13 protein-coding genes are annotated in these 18,032 nt (G+C 39.2%); 1 reads left to right on the forward strand and 12 read right to left on the reverse strand.

What is annotated here, in order from left to right; translation table 11 throughout:
- Position 1 precedes the first annotated feature (1 nt).
- Entirely contained in the window at positions 2–1,519 is a 1,518-nt protein-coding gene (locus tag ACLJX0_RS08900; RefSeq protein ID WP_410879848.1) for a hypothetical protein, read from the forward strand.
- A gap of 255 nt (positions 1,520–1,774) precedes the next feature.
- Here ACLJX0_RS08900 and ACLJX0_RS08905 read toward each other — a convergent pair whose 3' ends face one another.
- The 12 genes from ACLJX0_RS08905 to ACLJX0_RS08960 form a co-directional block, all read right to left on the reverse strand.
- Complete coding sequence (locus ACLJX0_RS08905; RefSeq protein ID WP_410879849.1) at positions 1,775–2,365, reverse strand: hypothetical protein; 591 nt, start codon at positions 2,363–2,365, stop codon at positions 1,775–1,777.
- A gap of 285 nt (positions 2,366–2,650) precedes the next feature.
- Entirely contained in the window at positions 2,651–3,193 is a 543-nt protein-coding gene (locus ACLJX0_RS08910) for a helix-turn-helix domain-containing protein (protein ID WP_410879850.1), read from the reverse strand.
- A gap of 79 nt (positions 3,194–3,272) precedes the next feature.
- Complete coding sequence (locus ACLJX0_RS08915; RefSeq protein WP_410879851.1) at positions 3,273–3,752, reverse strand: hypothetical protein; 480 nt, start codon at positions 3,750–3,752, stop codon at positions 3,273–3,275.
- Positions 3,753–3,756: 4 nt separating this feature from the next.
- Positions 3,757–4,848 carry an efflux RND transporter periplasmic adaptor subunit gene (locus tag ACLJX0_RS08920; protein ID WP_410879852.1) on the reverse strand — a complete coding sequence of 364 codons (1,092 nt, stop codon included), beginning with the start codon at positions 4,846–4,848 and terminating at the stop codon, positions 3,757–3,759.
- Positions 4,849–4,853: 5 nt separating this feature from the next.
- Positions 4,854–8,012: an efflux RND transporter permease subunit gene (locus tag ACLJX0_RS08925; protein WP_410879853.1), complete on the reverse strand. Its 3,159-nt coding sequence runs from the start codon at positions 8,010–8,012 to the stop codon at positions 4,854–4,856.
- A 6-nt stretch (positions 8,013–8,018) separates the two neighbouring features.
- Complete coding sequence (locus tag ACLJX0_RS08930; RefSeq protein WP_410879854.1) at positions 8,019–9,407, reverse strand: TolC family protein; 1,389 nt, start codon at positions 9,405–9,407, stop codon at positions 8,019–8,021.
- Between the two features lie 80 nt (positions 9,408–9,487).
- Positions 9,488–9,901 (reverse strand): HYC_CC_PP family protein, encoded by a 414-nt coding sequence (locus ACLJX0_RS08935; protein WP_410879855.1) that lies wholly within the window; start codon positions 9,899–9,901, stop codon positions 9,488–9,490.
- Between the two features lie 96 nt (positions 9,902–9,997).
- Positions 9,998–11,134: a biotin attachment protein gene (locus ACLJX0_RS08940; protein ID WP_410879856.1), complete on the reverse strand. Its 1,137-nt coding sequence runs from the start codon at positions 11,132–11,134 to the stop codon at positions 9,998–10,000.
- 181 nt (positions 11,135–11,315) lie between these two features.
- Positions 11,316–12,704 (reverse strand): efflux transporter outer membrane subunit, encoded by a 1,389-nt coding sequence (locus tag ACLJX0_RS08945; RefSeq protein ID WP_410879857.1) that lies wholly within the window; start codon positions 12,702–12,704, stop codon positions 11,316–11,318.
- A gap of 13 nt (positions 12,705–12,717) precedes the next feature.
- A complete protein-coding gene (locus ACLJX0_RS08950; RefSeq protein ID WP_410879858.1) occupies positions 12,718–15,873 on the reverse strand; it encodes an efflux RND transporter permease subunit in 3,156 nt (1,051 codons plus the stop codon).
- A 59-nt stretch (positions 15,874–15,932) separates the two neighbouring features.
- Entirely contained in the window at positions 15,933–17,129 is a 1,197-nt protein-coding gene (locus ACLJX0_RS08955) for an efflux RND transporter periplasmic adaptor subunit (protein ID WP_410879859.1), read from the reverse strand.
- Positions 17,130–17,272: 143 nt separating this feature from the next.
- Positions 17,273–18,028 (reverse strand): LytR/AlgR family response regulator transcription factor, encoded by a 756-nt coding sequence (locus tag ACLJX0_RS08960; RefSeq protein ID WP_410879860.1) that lies wholly within the window; start codon positions 18,026–18,028, stop codon positions 17,273–17,275.
- Between the last annotated feature and the right edge of the window lie 4 nt (positions 18,029–18,032).

The following is an 18,032-nucleotide window of genomic DNA, read 5'->3' on the forward strand; positions in this document are numbered from 1 at the left end:
TATGATTCAAGTTATCTCAAACCTATACGATCGCAATGCTGTTGAGTTTAAGATTCAATTCTTAACACGAAAAAAAATAAAGCAAAATGACTTTGAAGTCAATACCTGGATTTTTATTCCCAACAGCATTGATATCAATAGGAATACTTATTCCAAAGATCAATTCTATAGTGATATGCAATCCACTATACGATTAATTACACCTATTTATCTCCTTCAGGATATTGCTGGAGAGCAGCAATCTCCTTTAAATAACCTTGCAGCAAGTATCGAAGCGATGCTCGAGAATCCAACGCGTACGTCGTTTAAAAATTACGAATATGAATTGCAAATGTTTCTCGCCATCTTTAAGAGTGCTACTCGAGATACTATTGCTCACCTGACAGCTAACACCATGGAGGAAGACACAGAGTTTTTATGCCAAAGTTACCTGCAGAATATTCGGGTTATTCGCAACCGATTTCGATTATTACAACAGCTAATTAATGCACCAGTTATTGACGCCCAGGCCTTTCAACTTTATCTTTTTGCAGATGAATTTCTCAGCAATTGTATCATCCAAAACACCTTTATCCTCAACAACTTTTTGGAACAAATCAAGAGTAAAAAAAGAGAGGCTCTACTGGCAGCTAATATAAAACTCATCAAAAAGGAATGGAAACACAAAGAACAGAAAGGATATTTAATTGTATCAAAATCAGATCAAACCAATAACCAACGCTATGCGTTTAAGCAAAGTATCTTGGATAAATACGTGGAAAATGTATTATCAATTAATGCCAACACCAAAAAAGATGGAGTTTGGACGGAGCAGATTTATTACAGCATTGCGGCTGGAGTTTCGATGATATTCGCTACGGGAATTGCCTTTTCTTTTCAACAAAAATATGGCAATTTTACCATGCCACTCTTTGTTGCCTTGGTCATTAGTTATATGCTGAAAGACCGAATCAAAGAACTGATGCGCTTTTACTTTGCTGGAAAATTGGGCAATAAACACTTTGATCACAATACGCAAATTAGCCTCAAAGAGGAAAAAATAGGAAACATCAAAGAGAGTATGGATTTTATAACAGAACAAAAAGTCCCTCAGGCTATTATGAGAATCCGAAATCGAACCTCCTTGGTTGAACTTGAAAATAGAATACACGATGAAAAAATTCTTCTGTATCGCAAACGCGTCACCATCAACCGAAATCAATTGGATGCCAATACAGCTTATAATTTTAAAGGGATTAACGACATTATACAGCTCAACTTTACTCGTTTTATTCAACGCATGGTCAATCCTAAAACACCCTTATATACCCTAGTTAACACAGAGGATAACGAACAACTGACAGCTCAAATCTTTACCACAAAAGTATATTACCTCAATTTTATCATGCAAATTAAGTACCATGACGAATCCGATTACAAACGCTTTCGCATAACCTGTACTAAAAAAGGAATTCAAAAAATTGAAGAATTAAAAGAGTTTGAAGTGGGGGAGGGTTTGATGAGGGTTGGTGAGGTTTGATGAGAATTGGGGAGGGTTGGGGAGATTTGGTGAGGGTTTGGGGAGGGTTGGGGAGATTTGGTGAGGGTTGGTGAGGGTTGGTGAGGGTTTGGTGAGGGTTTATGGCAAATAATAAAGTGATCGAAAGGTAAACTGTTAACCGTTAAACCGTAAAGGTAAACTGTTAACCGTTAAACCGTAAAGGTCAACCGTAAACCGTTAACCGTAAAAAAACGGGGGAATCATGCAATCGTGATTCCCCCGCTTTTTTTATTTTTACAAACTCTTTCCTATTTTTTTTGCAAATACTTTTCCTGTTTTCGCAAATCCTTCTCCAATTCTAGTTTCGTTCGTGAAGTTAGAGCCAAACTGATCCCCTGGCATTTCATTAAATAAATATTGCGCTAAAACAACCGTTGGATTTTCTCTGCTTACTAATTTCACAGTAGACGTCACTTTTGCAGATTGTTTCATAATACCTGCATCCCATCCTGGATAAATCCAAGTAACATCAACAATTAAAATATATTTAGAAGCTGGTGCTTCTTGCTTAAACTTAACTTTATTCCCTATATATTTGTTTGTTAGTACTATAAATTTAGGATTCCAAATATCTTCTTTCGCACGTTCCCAACTTTTAACCCAAATTTCTCCCGATCCTTCTGTCTTTTTATTTAAGTTCGCCTTATGCTTACTTTTATACTCTTCTTCTGTAAAGTTATCTTTTTGGATACGAAGATTGTCATACGTAAAAACAACCTCTACTTCTTTTTCCCCTTTTAAGAGCTTAAAATCCTTAATAGTTTGCGCAAATGATTGGGCTGTTCCTAGAACAACAAACAATACAATATAAAATGTGTTTTTCATGGGTGTTAAAATTTGATGCAAAAATACTATTAAGAATATATTAACCAAATTTTATATTGATTTAAATTAAAAGATAATAAAACCTATAGAAATCCACTGCTTAGTATCCATACTTAACGCAAAAAAAAGAATACTTTTAACTTGCGCTATACCTTTCAACCTCATACCCTTAATCGTCAAAAACAAGACAACAGCTAGCATAAAAAAAGAGGACGGTCCAAGATCCTCTTTTCGTCAACAAACTAGTAAATTAACTATACAACGTATTTGCATAACCTTCCGTAATTAAGTGCTAATATGATCTAAGAACTTACGGTCAAACCGCTGATGCTTTCGGTAATAAGAAGGAGTGATTCCTACTGTTTTTTTAAATTGCTTGCTTAAGTGACTTACGTCTTTGTATTGCAATTGCATAGCGATTTCTTCCAAGGATAATTCACCATAGGATAGGAGTTCTTTTACCTTTTCAATACGCTGTAGAATATAAAATTTTTCAATCGTCAAGGCGGTATGCGCAACAAACAATCGCGCAATTCGCGCATAACTGAACGAAAAAGAAGAAGCCAAATAATCAGACAAATTATAACGAGAGACTTGTCTATTTTGTACATAGTCAATGATTTTGGTTTTCACTTGTTCCACAACAATTTGTTTGGGGTCATCCAACACCTCAAATCCCGCGTGAAACAGCCGCTCTTTGACCTGTTCTTTGTGTATCGATGCTAAGGGAAGAACCAATTCAATTTCACCCAAACGCACGTTCTTTACAACTGCCTCTACTTTCAACAATTCATGTTGTACCAAAGCAATACACCTGGGACACACCATATTTTTTACATATATAATCAAATCCGTATCCATCCTATAAAAATATAGGGAAGCAGGAACTACTCCCCTAATGAACCAATTAATTAACCTGTGCCTCTGCTACAAATTGTTGGTAATTTGCTTCGTTTTTAAAATAAGCAACTTCCCCATTGTCTCCTATCAAGACAAGGTAAGCATCTGCTTTATCTACTATTTCTAAGGTAAAAGGGTCTTTGGCTTGACGTACCGTTTCATCTTCTGGAATTCGAGATTGACACATCGCGCAACAACCGTAATACACTTTGCCCTCATACTCTACCTTTAACTGTTCTTTTCCCATATAAGCATCATTAACCATACACACCAATTCTTTGGGAACGACATCGCCTTTTTTGTACTTTTCTAATGTTGCAACAGCAGCTCCCATCTGGTGATTCATTTCTTCTTTCACCTGTTCTAAAGCAACCTCTGCTTGTTGATTGTTGTCGTTTTTCTTTTCTCCGCAAGCGATTGCGAATAGACTTACAGCCAATAGGCCTACTTGTTTCATTCTACTCACTTTTGTTCTGTTTACTTTCATTTTCTTATTTCATTTTTTGTTCATGCATAATTTCTTCTGTTCCCCTTTTCAAGAGGTGCATCCCTGGGGTTAAATCGCCAAAAACCTCTACCATCATTGGCATTACTCTGCCTTTGACTACTTTGATATGATAGGCAACTCCTGCTCTAACTTCGATTACATAAATCCCTAAATTACTGTCCACTACGGCAGATTTTGGCACAAAGAAACTAGGTTCATCTCGCTTCAATTGCAGAGTAACATCCGCAATCATATTGGATTTTAACAGCTGTTCGTTGTTGTTGATATCAGCTTGAATCTGCTCAGCGCGTAATTTCAAGTCTAAACTTCCCGCTTTACGCGTAATTACTCCTGTAAATTCTTTTTGTGGAAGGGTTCTCACTTTGAATTTTACGGTATCTCCTTCTTTAATATAGGGTGTATTCGCCTCTGCAATAGACAGATTTAAACGCAACCTATGTACATCTTCCACAATCAGCAACGGCAGTTTCGTCATCGGTCCTACGTAAGCTCCTTTATCTACCTGTCTATCTGTAATAACGCCATCAAAGGGCGCTCGAATCACCAAGTATTCATCGATATTTTGCATCTCTTCATAAGCTGATCGCGTGGCGGCTAGTTGAGCCTTATCGACCAACATTTTGGCTGTAACCTGCTCTAAATAGTCAGGCGCAATAGCCCCTACTGTTTCGTTGGCCTTTAGCGTGCGATCATAAGTTGATTTCGTCGAAATATACAAAGCTTCTTGGGCTTTCCACTTCGCTTGCGCATGGGCTACTTGTGCTTGTATTTCAGGCGCTTCTAATACCATCAACACTTGTCCCTTTTTAACTAGGTCTCCGATATCCACGCGTAAATCAGTAACATAACTGTTCACTTTAGCGACTAATTCGGTGCGTTGATTCGCTCTTAATTCACCGGGTAGTTGCAAGGAAACAACGGGATTACTCTTCTCCATAACCACCGTTTCACTGTTGTTCATTCCAGGCATTATCATCCCTGATTCTCCTTTTTTCTCTGGCATTTCTGGCGCTTTTTTATCCGTACAAGCCGTTACTATTCCTACACTCAATAGGATTATATATAGTCTTTTCATGATTCTTATTTATTTTCAGTCGGTATATAGTGTATGCTTTCGGTATCTTCTGGATCTAAAGAGGGAGATTGTCTGTTGACTTTATTCATCACCCAAGCAAATACCATCGGTAAAATCACCAGTACAGAAACCGTTGAGGCTAACAACCCACCAATTACTGCTCTTCCTAAAGGAGCTACTTGCTCACTTCCTTCTCCATGTCCAATCGCCATAGGTAACATACCCGCAATCATTGCTAAAGTTGTCATAGCAATTGGACGAATACGCAACTTCGTTGCTTCAATAGCCGCAGCCGTTGCCGTCCATCCTGCTTTGCGTAAGGTTTCGGCATTGTTAATCAAGAGTACAGCATTGGCAATCGATACCCCAACGGACATGATGATTCCCATATAGGATTGCAAATTCACCGTCGATCCTGTTGCTTTTAACAAGAGCAAGGATCCTAACATGACAAAAGGCACCGTTGTTAAAATCACAAACGAGATTTTAAACGATTGGAAATTAGCCGTTAGCATTAAGAAAATCACCACAATTGCCACAAGTAAACCTCCGGCTAAACTCTGCATCGTATCGTCTAATACAGGCGCCATACCCATCAATTCTACATTGACTCCCTTCGGCAATTCACTCAATTCCGCAATTGCTCGCTCTACGTCTTCCTTGGCGCGATTCAAATCGGTTTGATGTACATTCGCTACTACCGTGACATACCCCATCGTTCCTTCATTGTAACTCTCCGCTAAAGCTTTGGATTCTGTGATAGTAGCTACATCACTCAATACCGGACGATTGGCGTTTTTACCCAACGGAATATTTTCCAATTCTTCTTTACTCGTCAACTGATTTTGGGGCATTTGAACCTGAACATCATAAGCGATTCCCATCATACCGCCTACCCACATGTTGCGGTTGGTATAGCGAGAAGAAGCCGTTGTAGCCACTAAAGATTTTGCTATATCCATCGCATCTAATCCCAATTGAGCCGCACGCACCCGATCAATATTGATTTCATAGGCCGGATAATTCATGGAAATCGGCATCTTTTGATCGCGCATATAGTCGATTTCCTTCAACTTCGCTAGCAATTTATTCGCTGTCATCCTATTCATCTTACGCATCATCCCTGAAATTCGAATTTCAATCGGCGTATTGGTTCCTTGACTTAAGATTTTTTCCGTTAAATCAATCGGTTCAAACGTCAAAGTTAACTCTGGTAACTTTTCCTTTATGCGTTGGCGGATTTGATCTTTAAGCTCGTCTGTATTGCCACTAAAATCAGCAAAGGCAATTTGCATAGAAGCTTCATGAGGACCTGCATTGTACAAGTAGATGGGGCTCACCGCAAAGGAAGAAGGGTGCTGCCCTACAAAAGCGGAAGATATTGCAATCTTGTCTTGACCAAATAAATCCTCCAACTCGGCCAATAGTTTCTTCACTTTCATCTCTGTATGTTCAATACGCGTGCCTTCTGGTGCCGTAATACGCATTTGTACCTGACTCGAATTCACCGTTGGCAATACGTCTTTTCCGATATTTTGATACATGAAAGCCACCGCTAATAAGGCAAAAACAATCGATCCAGTCGCGATAAGCTTTTTCAAGGGCATGATTTTCTCCATCCACGCTACCACGCGATTCTTAAACGTATCAAAACCTTTTGCTTCCTCAGGTAGCACGTGTTTCTCTGGATTGTACTTCATAATCCAATTCGCCATAATCGGCACAAACGTTTGAGAGAGCAAGAAGGACACCGTCATAGCAAATCCAATAGCCATTGCTAAAGGCATAAAGAGCGCTCCTGGAATTCCCGTCATCATAAAGGCCGGTGCAAATACCGCCAAGATGCTGAATAGAATGAGAAGTTTCGGAAAAGCAATCTCTTTACACGCATCCCAAATGGCTTGCACCTTGCCTTTCCCGAGGGCAAAATGTTGGTGAATATTTTCAATGGTCACCGTACTCTCATCCACCAAAATACCAATGGCCAACGCCAATCCAGACAAAGTCATGATATTAATGGTCTGTCCAAACAATTTCAAAAATAAAACCGAGGAAATAATGGCAATCGGAATAGTCAGGATAACAATCAAAGCCCCTCTGGGATCACGAAGGAAGAGCAACACCATCAATCCCGTTAATAAAGCTCCTAAAACACCTTCAACAAGTAAACTTTTTACAGCATTAATCACATGGACGGATTGATCAAATTCATAGGAGATTTTCACATCTTCTGGCAAATTGTTTTGAATATGAGGAATGGATTTTTTCAATTGTTGCACCACATCATAGGTCGATGCTTTTCCTGATTTGGCAATATTGATATACACTGACCGTTTTCCATCAACTAAAGCGTACCCCGTGGTAATATCCGCTCCATCTTTTACTGTAGCGACATCGCGTAGATAGACGTTGTCCACCTGTCCTTTAAATAACGGAATATCGCCAAACTCTTCTACTGTCTTCAGGGTGTTATTCGTTGGTGTCAAATAGTTTTTATCTCCTACGTATACGTTACCTGAAGGCATGGTTACGTTTTGTCTACTAATTGCCTCTACAATTTGCTCTGGACTCATGTGATGGGTACGCAGCTTATTGGGATCAATGTTAATCTCAATCGTACGCGGAGAACCACCAAAAGGAGGAGCCGTTGTCATCCCTGGAATTTTAATTAGGAAAGGACGAGCGACGAAGTTGGCAATATCTTGCAACTCGTTATTCGTTTTGGTCTCTGATCGAAATACCAACTGTCCCACAGGTTGAGAAGAAGCATCAAAACGAATAATAAACGGAGGCGGTGCTCCAGGAGGCAAGAAAATAACCGAACGATTCGACAAGGCTGAAATGGAAGCAATCGCTTCTCCCATATCCGTCCCTTCATAAAACTCTATTTTCATTAGGGTTAACCCCTGGGTATTTTTGGTGTCAATACTTTTTATCCCATTGGAAAAAAGCATCATGTTCACATACATCTTGGTAAAATATCCTTCCATTTGTTGAGGAGTATACCCATTAAATGAATGGGCAATATACACCACAGGTAAATTCATTTCAGGTAAAATATCCACCTGAATCTCCTTGGATGATTTGAATCCAAAGAACAACAAGCCTATAACCAATACCATAATAGATATCGGTTTGCGCAAGGCAAATCGAATTAAATTCATATTCTATTATTTTTTTGGAATAGCGTTAACTAAAAGTTGAATATCACCTTGAGCAGAAGCCTGTAGTAAAAGCGCCTGCCAAATATTATTTTGAGCAACTTCAAAGCTGATTTCAGCGCGCTGTAACGTATACAACGCTTGCGTAAAAGCTACTAAATCACTCAGCCCATTTTCATAGAGGGCTTGCTGCTGATTAAAAGCAAGCACAGCGGCTTCTACCTCTATCGTACTATGGTTCAAAATAGCAACGGCATTTTGGTACTGCTTTTTCGCTAACAACATGTGGTTACGCAACTCTCGATCCATTTTTGCATGGTCCTCTTGCAAACTTTGAGACATTTTTTCTTGTTGTTTTACATGAGTAGTTGTGCGAAAAAAATGAGAGATATTCCACGTCAATTGTAAGCCAACTAAATAATTGCTGCGATTAATACCTACGCCTTGGCTGTAGTTTCTGGTAAAAGCGGTATTATCTTGTACGTAGTTCCACTCGAACCCAGAACCGCGTCCTTGCAAAATAGCAAAGACATTCAATTGAGGTAAACCACTGCGATGCACGAGTTTTTCCTTGGCTTGGCTTTCTCTAATACGCTGTTCGTGCCATTGTAAAACAGGATGGTCTTCCATCGTATAAGCTTCTTCTAACACCACTGGTCTTTGGGTATAAAATAGCGAATCCAAGACATACGATTGGTGCTCTATATTGAGTAAATCAGACAATTGATTCTCCCATTCGAGTTCTTTATCGTAAGCTTTACTATAGGTGGTTTCTGCAAAAGCCACTTCTGCTTGTGCTAAGCGCTCATCAACTTGTGCGATTAATCCGCTCTTTACTTTTGCTTGTGTAACGGTATGAAAAACCTTTACTCGTTCTACATTTTGTTTTTGCACCTCAACAATACGTTGAGCCGCTACTAAATTCAAGTAAGTTGCACTGGTCTTAATTTGTTGCTTAAAAATTTCTTGAGCAAGATCTTGTTGAGCCACAGCTTGTTGTGCTTTGGCCATTGCCACCCCTTGACGCGTCTTGCCAAAGGAAAACAAATTCCAATTGACATTGGCAAAATACAAGGAACCAAAAGCGGCATTCCAATTTTGCTCCGCTAATGGCATAGAAGTAGCTGCAGAGCCCAACCCGCCATAGGCGTATAGAGGTCCGTTTTGTGCATTAATTGTTCCATAGCTCTGCTGAGCACCGAACGTTAAATCAGGAAAGTAATTTCCCTTTTGATTTTGAGTGTAGTAAACCGAAGCTTGTAGTTTTGCTTCTTTACTCTTTATTAGAGGATAGCGTTGGGCGACTTGGTTTAAAGTCTGCTCCAAAGTCAAGGTTTGGGCCGATACAGCATTGGCTGCACTCCATAAAACAAGACACACTATTGTATTGAATTTCATATCCAATCGCACATTTAATTATACAATAACTCCGTGGTATCGCTCCTATCGGAAAATACCATCAACGGGTTTTGTAACAATCAAATTCGATAAACGCAATGCTTGATATACAAAGGGATTTCCTTTGTTTTATATAGGTAATATAAATAAGAAGTGATTACTTCTTTTGGTGCCGTGATAAATTCATAAACTGCACCAAAATAACGATGTAAAATAGCATCGACAAAAAACGAGACTTTTAGAACTTTAAAAGAGGAATGCTGTACTTCAGCCTTTACTTTTACAACTTCAACTTTATCTTTACAACAATTCTTCTGGGGTTCTTTGACCGTTTTTCCTTCTTTACTACAGAACGCACAGCTTTCTTCTGCGTTTTGAACCCATGTCATACTAGTTTGCTGCACCAATCCTTTACAGATGTGCTGATATGTACTAAAGCCAGAGGCTAAGAAGAAGTACATAATACCCAATAGTATAACAACTAGTCTCTTCATATATAGGGCGAAGATAATAACTCCTCCCTCAAAGAGTCTTATATAATTTTTGAAATATATTGTATAATTTCGCTTATAAACTAAGAGGTATTTATGCTACTTATCAAAAGTATCTCCTTCTTTTACCTCTTTTAAATCTCCTACCAATACGCGATTCCAATCTGTATTACCCTTTTGTACATAAACTTTTCCAGCTTCTTTCTTCACGACAACTACGGGAGTCGCTACGGCTTTATTTTCTGCATTCACAGCCCAGATATACGACGTATCTTCTCTAGTAAATAGTGATTTTTCGTCCACTACCTTCGTGGGAATATTAAAAATACTCAAGTCCAGTTTTTGTATATCTTGAATATTGGGAATAGAAGCTACATTCAAGCTCATCACAATTTTTCCTTCTTCGTTAATTGATTGTTGAGTTAACGATGCTACAACAGAGGCAGGTAGCTGCAAGGAAGATTGATCTTGAAAAACAACCTTAGCTCTAATTTGTTGTAAATGATTGCGTACCAGCAAATAATTTTCACTCGTCACAGCAATTTGAACCGACTTTCCTTGCTCTTGTTGCAGCGTAAGCAAGGCTTGATTGACTTCAATTGTTCGACCAGCTCCTACTAAAACCTGAGTAACAACTCCTGCAGTATTGGCTTTAATTGCTTTTTCTTGATAAGCTACTTGTGTGGACGAAGTAAAGTTATTTACCTGTTCTTCATACATTGCTGCTTCTTTTTTAGCCGCAGTATAAGCCGCATACTGTTTTTCGTATTTTTCTTTTGCTTCTGTGGCATCCTCCCCTCGATCAATAGCTAACAATTGATCAAGTTGTTCTTTCACCTGTTGCTTGGCTTCTTTTGCTTTGCGCATTGCTTGACCCAACCCAACCGTATCTTTTTGCGCTACATGCAACACGGCAATTTCCTGTCCCACCTCAATTCTGCTATGAACATCTACTTTTACTTGCACCAACTCACCTGCTTTATCCGCACGGATAACAATAGCAGGTGCTGCGACTATTTGTGTGGCATAACTTTGATTAACCACAATAACTTCGTCTGTAACAGATTGTACGTGTACATTCTTTGAAATAACAGCCAACTGTGTTTTTTCTTCTACTGGGGTATCTTTTGTCTCGTCTACGCGTTCCTTCATCCCGCGAATACCTACCCAAACCAAAAAGATAAGACAACCAACCGTCATCATCACTTGCTGCACTCTAACTTTAGTATTCTTCATAACGTACTTCTATAAGAAATACAAATATAACGAACAATACACCGACTTTCAGTGCTTTCTCTTTGGTTTTTCTCTTTGGTTTTTCTTTTTATTCCCTAGGATATAAAAAGAACCTACAAACAAAAACTGGCTTCCTCAATAAAGAAGAAGCCAGTGCTATTCCCTATTACAACACAAGGGATTAATGTCCGCCTAAAGCGCGGTATAAATCAATTTTAGAAGCTAAATAATCGCGTTTTAGCTCAGCGTAATTTAGATTACTCTGTAAGGCCAAAGCTTGAGCATTCACTACCTCCAAATAAGAGGCCTTATCCAAACCAAACATCACTTGAATTTGGTCCAAAGATGTATTGAGGATTTGCATCCGTTGTTGTACCACTTTCTCCCGTTCACTTATTTTGCTAATTTTCACCAAAGCATCGTGTACATCTGCATAGCCTACCACAACAGCATTCTTAAAGCTAATAGCCGCTTTTTCCCGTTCAATGACTGCTATTTCATAAGCTGTTCTCAATTTTTTCTGTTGAAAGATAGGCTGCACCAATCCTCCCACAACAGTCCCAAACAAAGACGCAGGTGTATTAAACCACTGAGAAGTTTCAATAGCATTTAATCCACCCTGAGCGGAGATGGTTAGACTAGGATACAGCTCTCCTTGAGCTGCTCCTGCCTTGGCATTTGCTTTTTTCAATTCCAATTCTGCCATTTGAATATCTGGGCGTTGGCTTAAAAATGTAGCTGGTACCCCTGTATTTAAGTCAGTTATAAATTGAAGTGCATGAATTGAAAGAGTACGTTCAATTCGCTGTGGGAAGTGGTTGAGTAAAACTCCTAATGCACTTTCTTGCAGGGCGATTTCTTGTTCAATTTGCGGTACTAACTCTTGCGCTTCTAACCATTGCGCTTCTGCTTGTTGCACTGCAATGCTTGTTTCATTTCCGATGTCATACATCTTTTGCGTCAGCGCATACGTACGTTCGCGCAGCACCAACCCTTCCGCTGCGATACGCAACTGTTCATCTAACATCAACAAATTGATATAGGCTGTGGCTACTTCCGCCACCAATCTATTTTGTACGGCTCTTTTCACCTCCTGTGTTTGCAAATAGGAAGCTAAAGTTGCTTCTTTCTCACGTCTAATTTTTCCCCAAACATCTAACTCCCACGACAAATCTAAACTAGCGGTATACTCTTTAGTGGTACGAGACGCACCACTAAGAACAACCTCACTATTTTTTGACAATTCACTATGTGAACCAGTCGCTTTCAATACCAGACTAGGCAACAACGCCATTTTAGACTGTTTATACAACAAATTAACTTGGTCCATATTCTTAATTGCCAATTGCAAATCGGTATTTTGATCCAATGCCAATTGTACATAATGCGCCAACTCTTCCTGTCCGAAAAATTCTTGCCACGATAATTCAGCCAATGTATTAGCTGTACTATCCACCTGTGCATTGACATAAAACTGGCTGGGATTGTCCAACGTAGGACGCTCGTAATCTTTTCCTACTTTACAAGCCGTAAAAGCTAAAGCAATTGGTATAATATATAATTTCTTCATTTTAATTTTCTTTTTAAACGTCTGTTGGTTGTTCCATTGTTGCAGGTGCACCCGAGATTTTCTCTTGCAGATATTGAAAGAATACGTACAAAATGGGAATCACAAAGACACCTAAAACGACACCAAAGAACATTCCCCCTGCCGTACCAATACTTATCGAATGGTTACCTTGAGCCGAAGATCCTTGAACGAACATCAAGGGTATTAATCCCGCTACGAAAGCAAAAGAAGTCATCAAGATTGGGCGCAAACGCAAACGCGAAGCTTCTAGTGCCGCTTCTACGATGGACAAGCCTGCATTTCTTCGTTGTACAGCAAATTCGACAATTAAAATAGCATTCTTTGCTAACAGACCGACGAGCATAATGAGTCCCACTTGGACGTAAATATTGTTGGCAATTCCCACTGCTCCAATGGCGACAAATACACCAATAACTCCAACAGGCAACGAAAACAAGACCACCAAAGGCAAAATATAACACTCGTATTGAGCCGCTAAGATGAAATAAACAAACAAAATGGATAAACCAAAGATGAAAATCATTTGATTTCCCGACTGTTTTTCTTCTTTACTCAATCCCAACCACTCAATGCCATACCCTGTAGGTAATTTTTCAGCTGCAAGTTGTTCCACTCTTGCCATAGCATCTCCCGTACTAACCCCTGGGCTAATAATTCCATTTACGGTAATAGCATTGAACAGATTATGGCGGCTAATCGCCTGTGGACCATATACTTTTTCCAATTTCGCTAAGGAACTAATCGGAATCATCTCTCCATTTTGCGTATGTACATACAGCGTTTTAAATGACTCTTCATTCGCTCTAAAGGGTGCATCACCTTGCACAAAAACCTTAAATTGTTTTCCAAAGCGGTTGAAATCATTGACTTGTGCACTTCCGTAGAACAATTGTACAGCAGCCATCATGTCGCTTACCTCAACCCCATGCATTTTAGCTTTTACAGGATCCACCACAATTTTATACATCGGGAAATCTGCTTTAAACATCGTAAAGGCTTGTACCACCTCCGCTGAAGCACTTAAATCCGCATTGAATTGATTGACCACATCTGCAAATTCGTTAATGGTTCCTCCTTTTCGGTCTTGCACAACTAGTTCCAATCCATCAAAATCCCCAAAACCGGGTACAGTTGGATTGGCAAATACGAAGAAATCCCCTTCTTTTATTGTCGATAATTGTCCGTTGATATCGGCTAAAATAGCATTGATATCCGTTACTTCCCCGCGTTCATCTCTATCTTTAAAGGCGATGAATCCCATTCCGTATGCCGGACTAGCCGCATTTCCCAAGATATTAAATCCAGAAATTGTCGTTGCGGATTTAATTGCTGGATGCTTGCGCATAATCTCATCTCCTTCTTTGAGTACTTTAGTGGTACGATCAATCGAAGAACCAGGAGGTAAAGACAAGGCAAACATGGCGAACCCTTGATCTTCATTCGGAATAAATCCCTTCGGCGTTGCATTCATCAACAACACCATCCCCACAATGGAGCCTAAAATCAAAGAAGCCCCTAAAACTTTGCGTTTCAACAAGAAGCGAATTCCCCCAACATAGCGATTGGTCAACGCCGTAAACCCACTATTAAAGCCCGAGAAGAAGCGAGCCAAAAATCCTTTTTTACTGGTTTCCCCTTGATCATCGGTATAGTGATTTTTCAAGAGTAAAGCACATAAAGCAGGACTCAAGGTCAAGGCATTTACCGCCGAGATAAGAATGGCAATAGCGAGCGTAAAGGCAAACTGTTGATAGAATACGCCGACGGGTCCTGTCATGAAACCAACAGGTAAGAATACCGCAGACATCACTAGCGTAATAGAGATAATAGCTCCTGTAATTTCACTCATTGCTTTTGAGGTCGCTTCTTTGGCATTTAATCCATCAATCATCATGGTGGCATGAACGGCCTCTACGACGACAATAGCATCATCCACCACAATTCCAATGGCAAGCACCAAGGCAAAGAGCGTCAACATATTAATCGAGAATCCCAACATATTGAGGAAGAAGAAGGTTCCAATTAAGGAAACAGGTACTGCAATAGCTGGAATCAAGGTTGATCTAAAATCTTGTAAGAATAGATACACAATTAAAAACACCAATAAAAAAGCTTCAATTAAAGTGGTTTTTACCTGATTAATCGATTCATCTAGTTGGGTTTTACTCGCAAAAGTTACGTTGTAGTTCAACCCTTTTGGCAATTGCGGCTTCAATTCCTCCAATACACCATAAATTTGCGTTTGTATTTCATTGGCATTGGATCCATTGGTTTGGAAAACTGCCATAGACACCGCTTCTTTACCGTTTACTTTGTTCTCCTCATCGTAAGCGACTGCGCCAAACTCAATGCGAGCAATATCTTTTAAATAGAGTACATTTCCGTTATTATCTGCCTGAACGACAATTTGTTCAAACTGTTCAGGGGTATTGTATTTTCCAGGATAGGTTAAGGTATATTGCACCGCTCCTCCCGCATTTTGCCCTAAGTTACCTGCAGCGACCTCCAAACTTTGACTTTGAATGACGCGTTCTACATCCGAAGGGGTTAACCCGCGATTTGCTAATTTATGCGGATCCAACCATACGCGCATCGCATAGTCTTTCTCTCCAAAGAGCTGTACGTTTCCAACCCCTTTAATTCGCTTTAATGCACGTACGACATTAATTCTCGCATAATTTTGAACAAAGGTTTCATCATAAAGTTGCGCATCATCACTGATTAAATCAATAACCATAATCATTCCCCGTTGTTCTTTTTGAGTGGTAATTCCCGCACGAATCACCTCTTCGGGTAAGATTCCCTGTACTTGGGCCACTCTATTTTGTACGTTTACTGCTGCCTGATCGGGATCTGTTCCCAATTCAAAAAAGATGGTAATAGTGGCCGTACCATCATTACTCGCAGTAGATTCGATATGAGTCATGCGTTCTACTCCGTTGATTACTTCCTCTAGTGGGGTAACCACAGATTTTAGTACTGTTTCAGCATTTCCTCCTGGATAGGAAGCATGCACAGCTACACTTGGCGGTGCTATATCTGGGAACTGCTGTACGGGTAACTCCTTTAATCCGACTAGACCTAAAATGACCAATATAACAGATATCACGGTAGCCAATACAGGCCTGTGAATTATTTTTTTTAGCATGAAATTACATTGTTAAATTGAATATTGTTGTTTGTTTGTTTTTTGATGTGTGGTGCTTCTTATAAAACTGAAGCATCTCGAGTTTTTTGTTCCTCGTTTTTCACTGCACTAATTTGCTCATTTACTGCAGCAGTAAACGGTTTCACAATATCACCATCAGCAATTTTATCCAATCCTGTGGTCACGATTACCTCGCCACTTTCCACTCCTCCTTGAACAAAATAAGTGTGGAGATTTTTCCCTACAATATTCAGCTGTCTTTGTTCTACCTGATTGTCTTTTCCAACTACGTAAGCAAATACCTTATTTTGTAAATCCATCGTCGCCTCGATTGGAATTTGTAAAACGTCACTTTTCTTACTCGCAAGATGCACAATTCCCGTTCCTCCATTTCGCAACAGTTGTTCTGGGTTATCAAATACAGCACGGATGCTTAAAGCATTAGTTGCCTTATCAAATTCACCGTTCATCATATCTACCTTTCCCTTAAGAGGATAGGTATCGCCATTACTTAATTCCAACTCAATATCCATGGGTAATACAGCCGTATTTCCTTGACTTTCTTTTATTAAATCAAAGTAATCTGATTCCGTTACGGAGAAATAAGCATAAATCTGAGAAATGTCGGACATCGTTGTCAAGGGTTCTGCTTCTCCAGCAGTAACTAAGTTTCCAACTAATTTTGGAATTCTTCCTAAAAACCCATCCACTGGCGCAACAACCGTACAGTAGCTCAAATTTAATTTAGCCTCTGCTACAGCTGATTTCGCTTGGGCTACAATTGCTTTTGCACTATCTAAAGCTGCATTTGCCGTTTGCAATTGAATGGGAGAAACAAACTTATCTTCTACTAAGGCTTTCACTTTTTCTTGCTCCAACTGGGCATTGACTAACGCTGCAGTAGCTGCTTTTAATGTAGCTTCAGCATTTTGCAATTTAATTTGATACGGTTGGGCGTCAATCAAAAACAACGCTTGTCCTTTTTTGACATAGCTCCCTTCTTTCACTAGTATTTTATCGATATATCCAGACGCTTGAGCACGTACTTCAACATTGACCTTTCCTTGTAATGAAGCCGTATACTGATGTACTACTTCCGCATCTCCGCGTTCTACAATTTCTGTTTTAACCTCTATTCCACTAGCTTCTGTTGTCGCTTCACCAGAAGTTTGCTTACACCCCATTGCGGTAAGTAACAGCAAGGTCGTTAATCCTACATAAGCCACAACGCTTAGGTTTCTAAACATTCTATTCATAAAATTTCATATTACACAACAAAAATGAAAAAAATAAAAATTCAACACTTTTTTTTCATTTTGAAGCGTAAAAAATACGGGCTGAAGCGTAAAAAAATCCCCCTAATCTGTGAGATAAAACAAAAAAAGCTACCAAAGTAGCTTTATGAGTTTAACCAGTTTTTTAATAAGGGAGCCTTTTCTCTGCTGATTACGATTTCACGTTGAGGATCGTGAATCAAGGTAACTTTTAGCTTGCCATTGTAGTAATTTTGAATATTGTGAATACTATCAATATGCAAAATATGTTGTCGATTCGCTCGAAAGAAAACAAGCGGATCTAACTCCTCCTCTACCTCTTCCATAGTTTGACCAATGATAATTTCACTCCTGTCTTTCAAGACTAAATGGGTGATTTTCAATTCAGAATAAAAATAGCTAATCTCTTCTACTTTAACTGTTTTAAATCCGTCTTTGTAAGGAATTAAAAACCGAGACCGATACACTTTTTCCTTTTTATTTAAACTTCCTAAAATATGTTGAATGGAGTCATTCAGTCCTGCGGGGTTTAAATTTTTATATTTTGCTAAAGCTTGACTTAAGTCTTCTTCTTGTACAGGTTTCATTAAGTAATCAATACTATTCACCTTAAAAGCTTTTAAGGCATATTCATCATAAGAAGTTGTAAAAATAACGGGAATAGTGATTTGGATTTGTTCAAAAATCTCAAAACAGAGTCCATCTTCTAATCGAATATCCATAAAAATAAGATCTGGATTGACTTGCGATTGCAACCAACGGACAGCAGACTGTACCCCTTCTACGACAGCTAACACCTCTAAGGTGGGGTCAATTTGATGTAAGAGACGCATGAGTTTATTTGCATTTCTTTCTTCATCTTCCACTATTAGTACCTTCATATCC

Source organism: Myroides sp. DW712 (assembly GCF_046557355.1).
Lineage (GTDB): Bacteria > Bacteroidota > Bacteroidia > Flavobacteriales > Flavobacteriaceae > Flavobacterium.

What these genes read in the sequence shown, in the direction of transcription:
- ACLJX0_RS08900 (WP_410879848.1), top strand. Translation starts at nt 2, where the DNA reads ATGATTCAAGTTATCTCAAACCTATACGATCGCAATGCTGTTGAGTTT.
- ACLJX0_RS08905 (WP_410879849.1), bottom strand. Translation starts at nt 2,365, where the DNA reads ATGAAAAACACATTTTATATTGTATTGTTTGTTGTTCTAGGAACAGCC.
- ACLJX0_RS08910 (WP_410879850.1), bottom strand. Translation starts at nt 3,193, where the DNA reads ATGGTGTGTCCCAGGTGTATTGCTTTGGTACAACATGAATTGTTGAAA.
- ACLJX0_RS08915 (WP_410879851.1), bottom strand. Translation starts at nt 3,752, where the DNA reads ATGAAAGTAAACAGAACAAAAGTGAGTAGAATGAAACAAGTAGGCCTA.
- ACLJX0_RS08920 (WP_410879852.1), bottom strand. Translation starts at nt 4,848, where the DNA reads ATGAAAAGACTATATATAATCCTATTGAGTGTAGGAATAGTAACGGCT.
- ACLJX0_RS08925 (WP_410879853.1), bottom strand. Translation starts at nt 8,012, where the DNA reads ATGAATTTAATTCGATTTGCCTTGCGCAAACCGATATCTATTATGGTA.
- ACLJX0_RS08930 (WP_410879854.1), bottom strand. Translation starts at nt 9,407, where the DNA reads ATGAAATTCAATACAATAGTGTGTCTTGTTTTATGGAGTGCAGCCAAT.
- ACLJX0_RS08935 (WP_410879855.1), bottom strand. Translation starts at nt 9,901, where the DNA reads ATGAAGAGACTAGTTGTTATACTATTGGGTATTATGTACTTCTTCTTA.
- ACLJX0_RS08940 (WP_410879856.1), bottom strand. Translation starts at nt 11,134, where the DNA reads ATGAAGAATACTAAAGTTAGAGTGCAGCAAGTGATGATGACGGTTGGT.
- ACLJX0_RS08945 (WP_410879857.1), bottom strand. Translation starts at nt 12,704, where the DNA reads ATGAAGAAATTATATATTATACCAATTGCTTTAGCTTTTACGGCTTGT.
- ACLJX0_RS08950 (WP_410879858.1), bottom strand. Translation starts at nt 15,873, where the DNA reads ATGCTAAAAAAAATAATTCACAGGCCTGTATTGGCTACCGTGATATCT.
- ACLJX0_RS08955 (WP_410879859.1), bottom strand. Translation starts at nt 17,129, where the DNA reads ATGAATAGAATGTTTAGAAACCTAAGCGTTGTGGCTTATGTAGGATTA.
- ACLJX0_RS08960 (WP_410879860.1), bottom strand. Translation starts at nt 18,028, where the DNA reads ATGAAGGTACTAATAGTGGAAGATGAAGAAAGAAATGCAAATAAACTC.